The organism is Pantoea sp. DY-17 (assembly GCF_019795975.1).
In the GTDB taxonomy this organism is placed as follows: Bacteria; Pseudomonadota; Gammaproteobacteria; order Enterobacterales; family Enterobacteriaceae; genus Pantoea; species Pantoea leporis.
Genome location: NZ_JAIMIG010000001.1, coordinates 1,898,898 through 1,913,411, shown reverse-complemented (window position 1 = coordinate 1,913,411; position 14,514 = coordinate 1,898,898). Strand labels below are relative to the sequence as shown.

At 54.3% G+C, this 14,514-nt stretch carries 13 protein-coding genes; 9 read left to right on the top strand and 4 right to left on the bottom strand.

The window, feature by feature from the left end; translation table 11 throughout:
* Positions 1–10 precede the first annotated feature (10 nt).
* The 7 genes from nuoI (at position 11) to K5Y33_RS08910 (ending at position 6,957) form a co-directional block, all read left to right on the top strand.
* Positions 11–553: an NADH-quinone oxidoreductase subunit NuoI gene (nuoI, locus tag K5Y33_RS08940; RefSeq protein WP_007889332.1), complete on the top strand. Its 543-nt coding sequence runs from the start codon at positions 11–13 to the stop codon at positions 551–553.
* Between the two features lie 10 nt (positions 554–563).
* Positions 564–1,115 carry an NADH-quinone oxidoreductase subunit J gene (gene nuoJ / locus K5Y33_RS08935; protein ID WP_008105138.1) on the top strand — a complete coding sequence of 184 codons (552 nt, stop codon included), beginning with the start codon at positions 564–566 and terminating at the stop codon, positions 1,113–1,115.
* Positions 1,112–1,414, top strand: a complete 303-nt coding sequence (gene nuoK, locus K5Y33_RS08930; RefSeq protein WP_007889334.1) for an NADH-quinone oxidoreductase subunit NuoK — start codon at positions 1,112–1,114, stop codon at positions 1,412–1,414. Before nuoJ ends, nuoK begins: the two co-directional genes overlap by 4 nt.
* Positions 1,411–3,246 (top strand): NADH-quinone oxidoreductase subunit L, encoded by a 1,836-nt coding sequence (nuoL, locus tag K5Y33_RS08925; RefSeq protein WP_222233733.1) that lies wholly within the window; start codon positions 1,411–1,413, stop codon positions 3,244–3,246. Before nuoK ends, nuoL begins: the two co-directional genes overlap by 4 nt.
* Positions 3,247–3,330: 84 nt before the next feature.
* The gene (gene nuoM / locus K5Y33_RS08920; protein ID WP_101763660.1) at positions 3,331–4,851 is read left to right on the top strand and encodes an NADH-quinone oxidoreductase subunit M; all 1,521 of its coding nucleotides are present in this window, start codon (positions 3,331–3,333) and stop codon (positions 4,849–4,851) included.
* A gap of 6 nt (positions 4,852–4,857) precedes the next feature.
* On the top strand, positions 4,858–6,315 hold the full coding sequence (gene nuoN, locus K5Y33_RS08915) for an NADH-quinone oxidoreductase subunit NuoN (protein WP_008105131.1): 1,458 nt from the start codon (positions 4,858–4,860) through the stop codon (positions 6,313–6,315).
* Between the two features lie 189 nt (positions 6,316–6,504).
* Positions 6,505–6,957 (top strand): GNAT family N-acetyltransferase, encoded by a 453-nt coding sequence (locus K5Y33_RS08910; protein ID WP_222233732.1) that lies wholly within the window; start codon positions 6,505–6,507, stop codon positions 6,955–6,957.
* A gap of 29 nt (positions 6,958–6,986) precedes the next feature.
* Here the strand turns inward: K5Y33_RS08910 and K5Y33_RS08905 are convergent, their stop codons facing one another.
* Complete coding sequence (locus K5Y33_RS08905) at positions 6,987–8,645, bottom strand: glucan biosynthesis protein D (RefSeq protein ID WP_101763662.1); 1,659 nt, start codon at positions 8,643–8,645, stop codon at positions 6,987–6,989.
* Positions 8,646–8,936: 291 nt separating this feature from the next.
* On the opposite strand from K5Y33_RS08905, the gene elaB reads away from it, so the two are divergent.
* Positions 8,937–9,245 (top strand): stress response protein ElaB, encoded by a 309-nt coding sequence (elaB, locus tag K5Y33_RS08900; RefSeq protein WP_008105125.1) that lies wholly within the window; start codon positions 8,937–8,939, stop codon positions 9,243–9,245.
* 144 nt (positions 9,246–9,389) lie between these two features.
* Entirely contained in the window at positions 9,390–10,586 is a 1,197-nt protein-coding gene (locus K5Y33_RS08895) for a nicotinamide mononucleotide deamidase-related protein YfaY (protein ID WP_222233731.1), read from the top strand.
* A gap of 37 nt (positions 10,587–10,623) precedes the next feature.
* On the opposite strand, the gene yfaE is transcribed toward K5Y33_RS08895, so the two are convergent.
* The 3 genes from yfaE to nrdA are packed head-to-tail and all read right to left on the bottom strand — an operon-like array spanning position 10,624 to position 14,356.
* Positions 10,624–10,884, bottom strand: coding sequence for a class I ribonucleotide reductase maintenance protein YfaE (gene yfaE / locus K5Y33_RS08890; protein WP_061717835.1), 261 nt, complete (start codon positions 10,882–10,884; stop codon positions 10,624–10,626).
* Between the two features lie 2 nt (positions 10,885–10,886).
* Entirely contained in the window at positions 10,887–12,017 is a 1,131-nt protein-coding gene (gene nrdB / locus K5Y33_RS08885) for a class Ia ribonucleoside-diphosphate reductase subunit beta (protein WP_101763665.1), read from the bottom strand.
* 53 nt (positions 12,018–12,070) lie between these two features.
* Positions 12,071–14,356 (bottom strand): class 1a ribonucleoside-diphosphate reductase subunit alpha, encoded by a 2,286-nt coding sequence (nrdA, locus tag K5Y33_RS08880; RefSeq protein WP_110866577.1) that lies wholly within the window; start codon positions 14,354–14,356, stop codon positions 12,071–12,073.
* Between the last annotated feature and the right edge of the window lie 158 nt (positions 14,357–14,514).

Genomic DNA, 14,514 nt, shown 5'->3' with positions numbered 1-14,514 from the left:
GGACATTGAGATGACTTTAAAAGATATTGTCGTTGGCTTCGGCACGACAGTGCGCAGTATCTGGATGATAGGCATGCATGCCTTCGCCAAGCGCGAAACCCAAATGTATCCGGAAGAGCCGGTTTATTTGCCGCCGCGTTACCGTGGCCGTATCGTGCTGACGCGCGATCCGGACGGCGCAGAGCGTTGCGTTGCCTGTAACTTATGTGCGGTAGCTTGTCCTGTCGGCTGTATCTCACTGCAGAAAGCCGAGACGCAGGATGGACGTTGGTATCCGGAATTCTTCCGCATCAACTTCTCACGCTGCATCTTCTGCGGCCTGTGTGAAGAGGCTTGCCCAACCACCGCGATTCAGCTGACACCCGATTTCGAACTGGGTGAGTTTAAGCGTCAGGATCTGGTGTATGAGAAAGAAGACTTGCTGATTTCCGGTCCGGGTAAATATCCGGAGTACAACTTCTATCGTATGGCTGGTATGGCGATCGACGGAAAAGAGAAGGGCGAAGCGGAAAACGAAGCCAAGCCGATCGACGTCAAAGGGTTGTTACCTTAAGGAGCCAGGTATGGAATTTGCGTTTTATCTTTGCGGACTGGTGGCGGTGCTGACGACGCTGCGCGTCATCACCCACACCAATCCGGTACATGCGCTGCTGTACCTGATTGTTTCGCTGCTGTCGATTGCCGGCGTGTTCTTCTCAATGGGCGCCTACTTTGCCGGTGCACTGGAAATCATCGTCTACGCGGGTGCCATCATGGTGCTGTTCGTCTTTGTGGTGATGATGCTGAACCTCGGCAAAACGCAGCAGGATCAAGAGCGCGAGTGGCTCAAACCTTCGCTGTGGATTGGTCCGGGCATCGTCTCTTTACTGCTGCTGGCAGTGATGATTTACGCGATTAGCACGGCAACCGATCAGGGCATTGATGGCACCGTTATCGACGCGAAAGCAGTCGGTATCAGCTTATTTGGTCCCTATGTTCTGGCGGTTGAATTGGCATCGATGCTGCTGCTCGCGGGTCTGGTCGTGGCCTTCCATATTGGACGTGAAGAGCGTCACGGCGAAGTGTTGAGCAATCGTCAAGCTGATGCGCAAGCAAATAAGGAGGATCACGCATGATCCCGTTACAACACGGCCTGATGCTGGCCGCTGTGCTGTTTGTTCTCGGCCTGACCTCCGTGGTGCTGCGTCGTAACATCCTGTTTATGCTGATTGGTCTGGAAATCATGATCAATGCCTCCGCGTTAGCGCTGGTGGTAGCAGGCAGCTATTGGGGACAAGCTGATGGTCAGGTGATGTACATCCTGGCGATCAGCCTTGCGGCGGCGGAAGCGAGTATTGGTCTGGCGCTGTTGCTCCAGCTCTATCGTCGTCGTCAGACGCTGAACATTGACACAGTGAGCGAGATGCGCGGATGAATCTTCTCTATTTAACCGTATTATTTCCGCTGATTGGCTTCCTGCTATTGGCGTTTTCACGCGGTCGCTGGTCGGAGAACCTGTCGGCAGCAATCGGTATGGGTTCTGTTGGTCTTGCCGCATTAACCACTATTTATGCCGGTTTCGACTTCTTCAATCAGGGGCAGCAGCCGTTCACTCAGGCGCTGTGGACCTGGATTCACGTCGGCAACTTTGACATTAAAGTGAATCTGGTGCTGGATGGTCTTTCTCTGACCATGCTGTCCGTCGTCACCGGCGTTGGTTTCTTCATCCACATGTTCGCTTCATGGTACATGCGTGGTGAAGAGGGTTATTCGCGCTTCTTCGCTTACACTAACCTGTTCATCGCGAGCATGGTGGTGTTGGTGCTGGCCGATAACCTGATGCTGATGTATCTCGGCTGGGAAGGCGTGGGCCTGTGCTCCTATCTGCTGATTGGCTTCTATTACAGCAATCCAGAGAACGGCAAAGCGGCGATGAAAGCCTTTATCATCACCCGTGTCGGTGATGTGTTCCTCGCTTTCGCCTTGTTCATCCTCTACAACGAACTGGGCACGCTGAACTTCCGCGAACTGGTGGAACTGGCACCCGCGCACTTCGCTGCAGACAATCACATGCTGCAGTGGGCAACGTTGATGCTGTTGGGTGGCGCGGTCGGTAAATCGGCACAGCTGCCATTACAAACCTGGCTGGCGGATGCGATGGCCGGTCCAACTCCGGTTTCGGCACTGATTCACGCCGCGACCATGGTAACTGCCGGTGTTTATCTGATTGCACGTACCCACGGTCTGTTCCTGTTGACGCCGGAAGTGCTGCATCTGGTGGGTATCATTGGTGCGATTACCCTGGTGCTGGCAGGTTTTGCTGCGCTGGTGCAAACCGACATCAAACGCGTGCTGGCTTACTCCACCATGAGTCAGATCGGCTACATGTTCCTCGCGCTTGGCGTGCAGGCATGGGACGCGGCGATTTTCCACCTGATGACGCATGCATTCTTCAAAGCCTTGCTGTTCCTCTCTTCAGGCTCGGTCATTCTGGCCTGCCATCACGAGCAGAATATTTTCAAAATGGGTGGCCTGCGTAAGAGCATCCCGCTGGTGTATATCTGCTTCCTGGTGGGCGGTGCCGCGTTGGCTGCGCTGCCGCTGATCACCGCAGGTTTCTACAGTAAAGATGAAATCCTGTTTGGTGCGATGGCGAATGGTCACATCAATCTGATGGTGGCGGGTCTGGTGGGTGCATTCCTCACTTCGATCTACACCTTCCGCATGATCTTTATCGTGTTCCACGGTGAAGAGAAAATTCATGCTCACGCCGGTAAAGGCATTACGCATCACCTGCCGCTGATTGTTCTGATGGTGCTCTCCACCTTTATTGGTGCGCTGATCACGCCTCCTCTGGCGGGTGTTCTGCCGCAGAACGAGTTTGGTGAAGGCGGCAAAGTGATGCTGGAAATCACCTCAGGCGTGGTGGCCATTGTCGGTATCCTGATCGCAGCAGCTCTGTGGCTGGGTAAACGTCAACTGGTGACCAGTATTGCTAACAGCGCGCCGGGTCGTTTCTTCGGCACCTGGTGGTTCGCGGCCTGGGGCTTCGATTGGCTGTATGACAAGGTGTTTGTAAAACCTTATCTCGGCATTGCCTGGTTGCTGAAGCGCGATCCGCTTAACTCACTGATGAACCTGCCTGCGCTGCTGTCGCGTGTTGGTAACAAAGGTTTGGTGGTGAGCGAAAACGGTTATCTGCGCTGGTACGTGGCCTCGATGAGTGTGGGTGCCGTTGTGGTGCTGGCGCTGCTGCTGGTGATTTAAAGATTGATGAGCGGGGCGGGTTCGCTCGCCCAATTAGAATGTCAAAAATTGCCTGAAGTAAGGCAATAAAAAGGGAAGTTTGCCGTGTTATTACCTTGGCTAATTATCATACCTTTTGTCGGTGGCTTGCTCTGCTGGCTTGCGGAGCGTCTTGGCGCAAAAGTTCCGCGCTGGATTGCCATGATCACCATGGGCCTGACGCTAGCGCTTGGTCTGCAGCTGTGGTTGCAGGGAGGCTATTCACTGACGCAGGCTGCGGGCATTCCGCAATGGCAATCGACTTTCTCCGTACCGTGGATTCCGCGCTTTGGCATTAACTTCCATCTGGCAATTGATGGTCTGTCGCTGCTGATGGTGGTGCTGACCGGACTGCTCGGTTTGATGGCGGTGCTGTGTTCCTGGAACGAAATTGAGAAATATCAGGGCTTTTTCCACCTCAACCTGATGTGGATTCTCGGTGGTGTGATTGGCGTGTTCCTCTCCATCGATATGTTCCTGTTCTTCTTCTTCTGGGAAATGATGCTGGTGCCGATGTATTTCCTCATCGCACTGTGGGGCCATAAAGCATCCGACGGTAAAACGCGTATCAGCGCGGCGACCAAGTTCTTCATCTACACCCAGGCATCGGGTCTGATCATGTTGGTGGCGATTCTGGCGCTGGTCTTTGTCCATTACAACGCCACCGGCGTATGGACTTTCAGCTACGAAGAGCTGCTGAAAACTCCGATGTCGCACACCGTTGAATATCTGCTGATGCTTGGCTTCTTTATTGCCTTTGCGGTGAAAATGCCGGTGGTGCCATTACACGGTTGGTTACCCGATGCGCATAGCCAGGCACCAACCGCTGGTTCAGTTGACCTCGCAGGTATCTTGCTAAAAACTGCGGCTTACGGTTTGCTGCGCTTTAGCCTGCCGCTGTTCCCGAATGCGTCAGCAGAGTTCGCACCGATTGCCATGTGGCTGGGTATCATCGGCATCTTCTACGGTGCGTGGATGGCATTCTCACAAACTGATATCAAGCGACTGATCGCTTACACCTCTATTTCGCATATGGGCTTCGTGCTCATCGCCATCTACACTGGCAGCCAGCTGGCCTTCCAGGGCGCGGTGATTCAGATGATTGCGCACGGTCTCTCTGCTGCGGCACTGTTCATCTTGTGTGGTCAGCTGTATGAGCGTCTGCATACCCGCGACCTGCGTCAGATGGGCGGTTTGTGGTCACGTATCAAATGGATTCCGGGTCTGTCACTGTTCTTCGCGGTTGCAAACCTTGGTATGCCGGGCACTGGTAACTTTGTTGGCGAATTTATGATTCTGACCGGCAGCTTCCAGGTGGTACCGGTGATTATCGTCATTGCAACCTTTGGTCTGGTGTTTGCTTCGGTTTACTCCCTGATCATGATGCAGCGCGCTTACTTCGGCGAAGCAAAGTCGAAAGATCCGCTGCCAGGCATGTCACCGCGTGAGTTCATGACTATCGGCGTATTGGTGGTGTTGCTGGTGCTGCTGGGGATTTATCCTCAGCCGATCCTCGACACATCCCATGCTGCGATGAGCAATATTCAGCAGTGGTTTACCGCTTCAATTTCAACTACAAGGCCGTAATTCGCCATGACAATAACTCCTCAACATCTGATCGCGTTACTGCCGCTGTTAATCGTCGGATTGACGGTGGTGGTGGTGATGCTGTCCATTGCGTGGCGACGCAATCACTTTGTTAATGCCACGCTGACGGTGATCGGACTTAACATTGCGCTGTTTTCTCTGTGGTTTGTAGGCCAGGCGGGAGCGATGGACGTCACGCCGCTGCTGCGCGTTGATGGCTATTCGATGTTCTACACCGCGCTGGTGGTGCTGGCGAGTTTAGCCACCTGCACCTTCGCTTATCCGTGGCTGGCCGGTTTCCCGGACAACAAAGATGAGTTCTATCTGCTGGTGCTGATTGCAGCACTCGGCGGGATCGTGCTGGCGAGCGCCAATCATCTGGCAGCGCTGTTCATCGGTATCGAACTGCTGTCACTGCCGCTGTTTGGTTTGATTGGTTATGCTTTCCGCCAGAAACGTTCGCTGGAAGCGTCGCTGAAATATACCATTCTGTCGGCGGCGGCCTCATCGTTCCTGCTGTTCGGTATCGCGCTGATTTATGCTGATTCCGGCAGCCTGAGCTTTGTGCAGCTGGGCAAAAGTCTGAGCGATAGCATGATTCAGGAGCCGCTGTTGCTGCTCGGTCTGGGCATGATGATTATCGGACTGGGCTTTAAACTGTCGCTGGTTCCTTTCCACCTGTGGACGCCAGATGTTTATCAGGGTGCGCCAGCGCCGGTTTCAACCTTCCTCGCTACCGCCAGCAAGATCGCCATCTTTGGTGTGATTATGCGCCTGTTCATGTACGCGCCCGTCACTGACAGTGAAGCGGTGCGTACCGTGCTGGGCATCATTGCCTTTGCGTCGATTCTGTTCGGCAACCTGATGGCGATTTCCCAGAGCAACATCAAGCGTCTGCTCGGTTACTCCTCGATCGCGCACCTTGGTTATCTGTTGGTGGCACTGATTGCGGTGAAAACCCATCAGCTGTCGCTGGAAACCGCAGGCGTTTATCTGGCCGGTTACCTGTTCAGCAGCCTTGGCGCGTTCGGCGTAGTGAGCCTGATGTCGAGCCCATATCGCGGTCCGGATGCCGATACTCTGTATTCCTATCGTGGTCTGTTCTGGCATCGTCCAATTCTGTCTGCGGTAATGACGGTGATGATGTTGTCACTGGCGGGTATTCCAATGACGCTCGGCTTCATCGGTAAGTTCTACGTTATCGCCTCGAGTGTGAACGCACATCTGTGGTGGTTGAGTGGTGCGGTAGTAGCGGGTAGTGCGATTGGGCTTTACTACTATCTGCGTGTGACGGTGAGTCTGTATCTCAGCCCGCCGGAACTGCACAACCGCGATACGCAAGCCAATTGGGCATTTACTGCCGGCGGCGTTGTGGTACTGATCTCTGCGATTCTGGTGCTGCTGCTCGGTGTTTATCCGCAGCCGCTGATTACACTGGTGCAGATGGCTCAGCCGCTCATGTAATTCAGATTCACGAAACCACTGAATCAGGCCTGCGGGCCTGATTTTTTTTGCCTGCAGTTCACGGCGTAGTGAGAGGTTGGGCACAGAGTCACCACGAGGTTTTCAGCTGCCGCTGCTGCTCACTGCGTTTGGCGTAGCCGGTGTGATATTCTCATCGGATCCCTTTTTTCGCTCAGACAAGGAAGCACCATGGAAATGCTTTGGCTTGATTGCCACCACAGTGAACTGACAGCGCAACAACTCTACACTTTGCTGGCACTGCGCAATCATGTCTTCATCGTGGAACAAAACTGTCCTTATCAGGATATTGATGGCCAGGATCTAGCTGCCGAAAATCGCCACATTCTCGGATTTCTCGACGGTAAGCTGCTGGCCTATGCGCGCGTGTTAACGCCAGCGCTAGACTCTGCGCCGGTAATGATTGGTCGTGTGATTGTTTCTGAAGAAGCACGCGGTTTGAAGCTGGGCTATCGCTTGATGGAGAAGGCGCTGGAGAGCTGTGAAAAGTATTGGTCGCAGCGCGCTATTTATCTCTCTGCGCAGGCACATCTGGAAGGGTTCTACGGTCGTCTGGGCTTTAAAGCGGTGACTGAAGTGTATATGGAAGATGAGATTCCCCACATCGGCATGCAGAAAGCATAACGGCGAGGATTGCTCCTCGCCGTTAATCATCAGCCTGGCGTCATCTGCCGGTCATCAACGTATTTACGTTGATCTGGCGGCGGCGGGAAGTACTGATAGAGCCAGGTTTCACTCAGCGTTTCATCTTTGGTACGCAGGAACAGGCGCATATCAACCGGTTTGGTCGAGTCGCTGTTTGGATACCAGTCAAACAGAATGCGGTAACCGTTGAGTGGCTCGACGTAGAGAATCTCAACCTGCTTGAATGTGCCTTCTGAAACGGTAATCACCGGCTCAATACCTTTCGGCGCTGCGGCTTTCAGATCGCCACCAACAAAATCAATGGCAAAGCGACGTGACCAGGTATCCGGGAAGTGTTCGCCTGGCGCCCAACCTTCCGGGAAGCCGCCGATACCGGTGCGCGTGGCATCGACACGCGCCAAACCACTGCGCACTGGTGGCAACTGGCTCCAGTAGAGTTTGTACTGGAAGCTGAACTCGCTACCGGCTTTTACCGGTTCTGACGGCTGCCAGAAGCACACCACGTTATCCAGCGTTTCCCCGGTGGTAGGAATCTCCATCACGTTAATGGCGCCTTTGCCCCATTTACCAATCGGTTCTACCCACAGGCTTGGACGTTTGTCGTACCAGCCAATCACATCCTGATAATTTTTGAAGTCATGATCGAGCTGCAACAGGCCAAAACCACGCGGGTTTTCGTCCTGATAGGCGTTGAACTGCAAACGCTGAGGGTTGTTCAGCGGACGTGCAATCCATTCGCCTTCACCGGTCCACATCGCCAGACGATCGGAGTCGTGGATTTGTGGATGGTAAGTGTTACACATGCGGCGCTCGTTGGTGCCACAACTGAACATGCTGGTCATTGGCGCAATGCCAAGCTGGCGAATGTCGTTACGCGCAAACAGGTGGTTTTCCACCTCCATCACGACGCGTTTCTCCTCGCAGTGAATGGTGAACTTGTAGGCACCGGTGACGCTCGCGCCATCCAGCAGGGCGTAGACCACGAAAGTAGTGTCATCCGCTTTTGGTGTTTCGAACCAGAACGCGGTGAAGTCCGGGAACTCTTCTTTGCCGTTGCTGAAGGTGTTGACCGCCACGCCGCGCGCGGAGAGGCCGTACTGGAAGGTTTCATCAACCGCACGGAAATAGCTGGCGCCAAGGAAAGAGACGATATCGCGGCGCGCCAGTTCAGGCTTCTTAAACGCACGGAAACCGGCAAAGCCGAGATCGGTTTTACCAACCAGCTGCCTGGTATCAACGTTGGCGTTGTGATAATTGAACAGCTCCGGACGGAAGTGGATCTCGCGCGCTTCACGGCTCTGCGCATCGACTGAGAACATGCGGATGCGGCGCTTGAAGCCCATACCGACGTGGAAGAATTGCACGTCCAGCTGACGATCGGGGATGTTATTCCACAGCGAGTGGTTAGCGTCGTACTGAATTTCGTTATAGGCCTGCGGAGTGAGATTGGCCAGGGTGTCGGGCAAGGGGCCGGGGGCGCCGCCCCAGGGCTGTTTTGCCAGCGCGGAGGCTTTCTTTTTCAGTGAGTCGAAATCGAAGCGAACCGCGGTACCGTCGGCGATACCATCATCGGCCCAGGCGGATTGTGCAAACAGCGTGGAGAGACCCGTCATGCCGCTAACAGCGGAGAGGGCCATGGACGCTTTCATAAATTTTCTACGATTCATGCCGGAAATCTAATCCTTAGCTGCTCGGGTGTATTTTGACTCTCGTAAGACGAGAAGCGTCTGACTACAGGGGGTTACGACAGTCGTGAAAATAAATAATTCAGTCTGCGGAAAATTTATCAGATTAATCAAATAAGCGAAGCAGAATTCGCGTAGCGGCAGCGTACATGACACAACTTTGCACTGTGGTGGATGAAACTTGGTGAAAACCTTGCAGTCGCCATCCAGCAAATCTGCAATTTATGACTATAGTTAAACCACAATGAGCAAGGAACATGGAGGAACTACATAGTGTCATCTTCAGATCAATTTGAAACGCACCTTGACGACGACCTGGCGCTGCTAACGGAAACGCTGGAAGAAGTGTTACGCGCATCAGGCGATCCGGCCGATCAAAAATATATCGAGCTGAAACTCAAAGCTGAACAAGCGCTGGAAGACGTGAAATCGCGCGTTAGCCAGGCGTCAGACAGCTATTACTATCGTGCCAAGAATGCGGCCTACCGCGCCGATGATTATGTGCATGAAAAACCGTGGCAGGGGATTGGCATCGGTGCCGCCGCTGGCCTGTTTGTCGGTTTACTGCTGGCTCGACGTTAAGTTCCAACGGGCGCGACACGCTTCGCGCCCGCTTCCTGATTTCCTCGCCGCTTTTCCCGCTAAATCCCTGTTTCGCATCATCCGCGATTGTGTTTCGCCTGCGCGCTTCCTACAGTAAAGCGACAGGGAAAAGGAGAACGCAACGTGATACGTGTAGAAATGCTCTCAACGGGCGATGAAGTGTTACATGGGCAGATTGTCGATACCAACGCCGCGTGGCTGGCCAATGTGCTGTTCCAGCACGGTTTGCCGATGACCAGCCGTAGCACCGTCGGTGATGCAATGACCTCGCTGGTGGAGGCGCTGCAGAGCCGCAGCCAGATTGCTGACGTGCTAATCGTGAATGGCGGTTTAGGACCGACCAGTGACGATCTCAGCGCGCAGGCCGCAGCCATTGCCAGCGGCAGCGAGTTAGTTATCCAGCAAACCTGGCTGGAAAAAATGGAAGCCTGGTTCACCAGCCGCGGACGTGTGATGGCGCCGAGCAACCGCAAGCAGGCAGAAATCCCTGCCATTGCTGAGATGCTGGATAATCCGGTCGGCACCGCATGCGGCTTCGCGCTGCAGCTCAATCGCTGCTGGATTTTCTTCACCCCTGGCGTGCCGTCGGAATTTAAAGTGATGGTTGAGCAGGAGATTATTCCGCGCCTCAAAGCACGCTTTGAACTGCCTGAGCCACCATTGTGTTTGCGCCTCACCACCTTTGGACGTGGGGAAAGTGACATTGCCGCCGAGCTGGAGCCGCTCCCGCTGCCGGAAGGCGTGGTGATGGGCTATCGCTCATCGATGCCGATTATTGAAATCAAACTCACCGGGCCCGCCAGCCAGCGCGTGGCAATGGAGCAAGTGTGGCAGCAGGTAAAACTGTTGCTGGCTGAATGCACCATCTTTGAGGGCACCGAAGGTTTACCGGCGCTGCTGGCGCGCGAGTTGCAGCAGCGTGGCTTCCATTTGGCGCTGAGCGAGCAGTTCACCGCCGGCTTACTTAACTGGCAGCTGGCCGCAGCGGACGTGGCGCTCAGCAAAGCAGAGATTCTGCCGCCGCAGGATGAAGATCTGGAAGCGCAGGTTGCGCGCACGCGTGACTGGGCGAAACAGCAGGGCGTGGCGCTGGCGTTGTCGGTGGGAAATTTAGTAGAAGGCGAAGTATCGATTGCATTGCATACGCCGGAAGCCAGCTGGGGCCAACGCGTAAACTTCACTCATGGACGTCATAACGTGGAAACGCGGCAGAAAGTGGTGGCGATGATGGCGATGAACATGTTGCGTCGCTGGCTACACGGCAGTGAAGTCAGCACCGGTCACGGTTGGATTGATGTGCTGGAAACGGTGAAACGTTGATTGATCACCAGGTCGCCATAAATGGCGGCCTGGTCAATCACAGCTCGATCTCAATCTCCCCTTTAGCGCGACAGCAGCACGGCAAAATCTCGCCTTGCTGCACAAACGCCAACGGGGTTTCGGCATAATCCACTTCGCCTTTTAGCAAACGCATGCGGCAAGAGCCGCAGTAGCCTTCGCGACACTGAAACTCAACGCACAGATTATTGGCTTCCAGCGTCGCCAGCAGATTAGGGTGATCTTCTGCGCACTCCAGCCGGGAGCCGGAGCTACGCAGAATAACAACAGAGCGGCTCATGCTTACAGCTGGAAGCCGTCGAAATCGTCTTCGCCCACTTCAGAATCAATCTGACCGACCAAATACGAGCTCACTTCAACTTCCTGCGGTGCAACCTGTACGTTGTCCGACACCAGCCACGAGTTGATCCATGGAATGGGGTTGGAACGCGTCTGGAACGGCAGATCGAGACCCACCGCCTGCATACGGATGTTGGTGATGTACTCGATATACTGGCACAGAATGTCTTTGTTCAGGCCAATCATCGAGCCGCCGCTGAACAGGTATTCTGCCCACTCTTTTTCCTGCTCGGCTGCCTTCTTGAACAGATCGAAGCATTCATCACGACACTCCGCGGCGATAGCTTTCATCTCTGGATCGTCTTCACCGGTGCGCAGCAGGTTCAGCATATGCTGGGTGCCGGTCAGATGCAGCGCTTCATCGCGTGCAATCAGCTTGATGATTTTGGCGTTGCCTTCCATCAGCTCGCGCTCGGCGAAAGCAAATGAACAGGCGAAGCTGACGTAGAAGCGAATCGCTTCCAGCGCGTTGACGCTCATCAGGCAGATATAGAGCTGCTTTTTCAGATCGCGCAGGTTAACGGTAACGGTTTTACCGTTGACCTGATGCGTACCTTCACCCAGCAGATGCCAGTAACTCGTCATCTCGATCAGGTCGTCGTAGTATTTCGAGATATCTTCGGCGCGCGCCAGAATCTGCTCGTTGGTGACGATATCGTCAAACACCACCGCCGGATCGTTAACGATGTTACGGATGATGTGCGTGTAGGAGCGCGAGTGAATGGTCTCGGAGAATGCCCAGGTTTCAATCCAGGTTTCCAGCTCAGGGATGGAAATCAGCGGCAGCAGCGCCACGTTCGGGCTACGACCCTGAATCGAGTCCAGCAGCGTTTGATACTTCAGGTTGCTGATGAAGATGTGCTTTTCATGCTCCGGCAGCGCCTGGTAATCGATGCGATCGCGCGAGACGTCCACTTCTTCCGGACGCCAGAAGAAGGAGAGCTGCTTCTCAATCAGCTTTTCAAAGATGTCATATTTCTGCTGATCGAAACGGGCAACGTTGACGGACTGGCCAAAGAACATCGGCTCTTTCAGCTGGTCATTTTTGTTCTGCGAGAATGTGGTGTAAGCCATTTTGAGTCCAAATGTGAAGAGGGCCGACCAATGTCGGCCCTGACAAGATGAGATTAGATCTTACATGCGCCGCTTTCGCAGCCATCATCCTGAATGGAAGGTGCCAGATCGTCCTGTGCATCTTCCGCACCGTCGCGGGTGTTTTGATAGTACAGGGTTTTCACGCCGAACTTGTACGCGGTCAGCAGGTCTTTCAGCAGCTGTTTCATCGGCACTTTGCCATTCGCAAAGCGGCTCGGATCGTAGTTGGTGTTCGACGAAATCGCCTGATCGATGAACTTCTGCATCACGCCAACCAGCTGCAGATAACCGTCGTTAGACGGCATTTCCCACAGCAGTTCGTACTGGTCTTTCAGACGCTCATACTCTGGCACCACCTGACGCAGAATGCCGTCTTTCGATGCTTTGATGCTGATGTGTCCGCGCGGCGGCTCAATGCCGTTGGTGGCGTTCGAAATCTGCGAAGAGGTTTCAGACGGCATCAGCGCAGAGAGCGTTGAGTTGCGCAGACCGTGCGTGGTGATGGACTCACGCAGGCCTTCCCAATCCAAATGCAGCGGCTCGTTGCACACCGCGTCGAGATCCTTTTTATAGGTATCGATCGGCAGAATGCCCTGCGAGTAAGTGGTCTCTTTAAACCACGGGCACGCACCTTGCTCTTTCGCCAATTCGTTCGAGGCTTTCAGCAGGTAGTACTGAATGGCTTCGAAGGTTTTGTGCGTCAGATTGTTGGCGCTGCCATCAGAGTAACGCACGCCGTTTTTCGCCAGGTAGTATGCGTAGTTGATCACGCCGATACCCAGCGTACGACGGCCCATGGCGCCGCGTTGTGCTGCCGGAATAGGGTAATCCTGATAATCCAGCAGTGCATCAAGCGCACGCACCGCGAGGGTGGCCAGCTCTTCCAAATCGTCAAGGCTGTTAATCGCGCCCAGGTTAAAGGCAGACAGCGTACACAGGGCGATTTCGCCGCTTTCGTCATTGACGTCGTTCAGCGGTTTGGTCGGCAGTGCGATCTCGAGGCACAGATTCGACTGACGAACTGGCGCGATGCTTGGATCGAACGGGCTGTGCGTGTTGCAGTGATCGACGTTCTGAATGTAGATACGGCCAGTTGACGCACGCTCCTGCATCATCAGTGAGAACAGCTCAACGGCTTTCACGCGCTGTTTGCGGATGCTGTCGTCTTTCTCGTATTTGGTGTACAGACGCTCGAACTCGTCCTGATCGGCGAAGAACGCATCGTACAGGCCAGGCACGTCAGACGGGCTGAACAGCGTGATGTCTTCACCTTTCAGCAGGCGGGTGTACATCAGTTTGTTGATCTGTACGCCGTAATCCATGTGACGCACGCGGTTGCCTTCAACACCGCGGTTGTTTTTCAGCACCAGCAGGCTTTCAACTTCCAGATGCCACATTGGGTAGAACAGCGTCGCTGCGCCGCCACGTACGCCGCCTTGTGAGCAGGACTTCACGGCAGTCTGGAAATGTTTGTAGAACGGAATACAACCGGTGTGGAACGCTTCGCCACCGCGAATCGGGCTACCCAGCGCACGAATGCGGCCGGCGTTGATGCCGATACCGGCGCGCTGAGAAACGTATTTCACGATGGCGCTAGAGGTGGCGTTGATAGAGTCGAGGCTGTCGCCGCACTCGATCAGTACGCAAGAGCTGAACTGACGCGTTGGGGTGCGCACGCCGGACATGATTGGTGTTGGCAGTGAGATCTTAAAGGTTGAGATCGCATCGTAGAAGCGCTTCACGTAGTCCATACGGGTTTCGCGCGGATAGCCAGAGAACAGGCATGCCGCCACCAGAATGTAGAGGAACTGGGCGCTTTCGTAGATTTCGCCGCTGACGCGGTTCTGCACCAGATATTTCCCTTCCAGCTGCTTAACCGCTGCGTAGGAGAAATTCATGTCGCGCCAATGGTCGATAAACGCGTCCATCTGCTCGAACTCTTCGGTGCTGTAATCTTCCAGCAGATGGCGGTCGTATTTGCCCATCTCAACCATTTTCACCACCTGATCGTACAGCTTCGGCGGCTCAAACTGGCCGTAGGCTTTTTTACGCAGGTGGAAGATAGCCAGACGCGCAGCCAGGTATTGGTAATCCGGCGCATCACGAGAGATCAGGTCTGCGGCAGCCTTGATGATGGTCTCATGAATATCAGAGGTTCTGATGCCATCGTAGAACTGAATGTGTGAGCGCAGTTCAACCTGTGAAACTGAAACATTGTTCAGCCCTTCGGCTGCCCAATCCAGTACACGATGAATTTTGTCGAGATCAATGCGCTCCTGGCGGCCATCGCGTTTAGTAACGAGCAGACTTTGGTTCATGTCGCGTTTTTACCTGTCCATGCATGAATGACGTATTTATCCCCCATGTATGCACAAGGTTTATGCACAAGCCGCTCGTTGTGAGTAAGCCTGTGGATAAACACTATATATAGGGGGTGCGGGAAGTTTGAACAACAATATGGTGAGTATTCTAGTCA

What these genes read in the sequence shown, in the direction of transcription:
- nuoI (WP_007889332.1), top strand. Translation starts at nt 11, where the DNA reads ATGACTTTAAAAGATATTGTCGTTGGCTTCGGCACGACAGTGCGCAGT.
- nuoJ (WP_008105138.1), top strand. Translation starts at nt 564, where the DNA reads ATGGAATTTGCGTTTTATCTTTGCGGACTGGTGGCGGTGCTGACGACG.
- nuoK (WP_007889334.1), top strand. Translation starts at nt 1,112, where the DNA reads ATGATCCCGTTACAACACGGCCTGATGCTGGCCGCTGTGCTGTTTGTT.
- nuoL (WP_222233733.1), top strand. Translation starts at nt 1,411, where the DNA reads ATGAATCTTCTCTATTTAACCGTATTATTTCCGCTGATTGGCTTCCTG.
- nuoN (WP_008105131.1), top strand. Translation starts at nt 4,858, where the DNA reads ATGACAATAACTCCTCAACATCTGATCGCGTTACTGCCGCTGTTAATC.
- K5Y33_RS08910 (WP_222233732.1), top strand. Translation starts at nt 6,505, where the DNA reads ATGGAAATGCTTTGGCTTGATTGCCACCACAGTGAACTGACAGCGCAA.
- K5Y33_RS08905 (WP_101763662.1), bottom strand. Translation starts at nt 8,645, where the DNA reads ATGAATCGTAGAAAATTTATGAAAGCGTCCATGGCCCTCTCCGCTGTT.
- yfaE (WP_061717835.1), bottom strand. Translation starts at nt 10,884, where the DNA reads ATGAGCCGCTCTGTTGTTATTCTGCGTAGCTCCGGCTCCCGGCTGGAG.
- nrdB (WP_101763665.1), bottom strand. Translation starts at nt 12,017, where the DNA reads ATGGCTTACACCACATTCTCGCAGAACAAAAATGACCAGCTGAAAGAG.
- nrdA (WP_110866577.1), bottom strand. Translation starts at nt 14,356, where the DNA reads ATGAACCAAAGTCTGCTCGTTACTAAACGCGATGGCCGCCAGGAGCGC.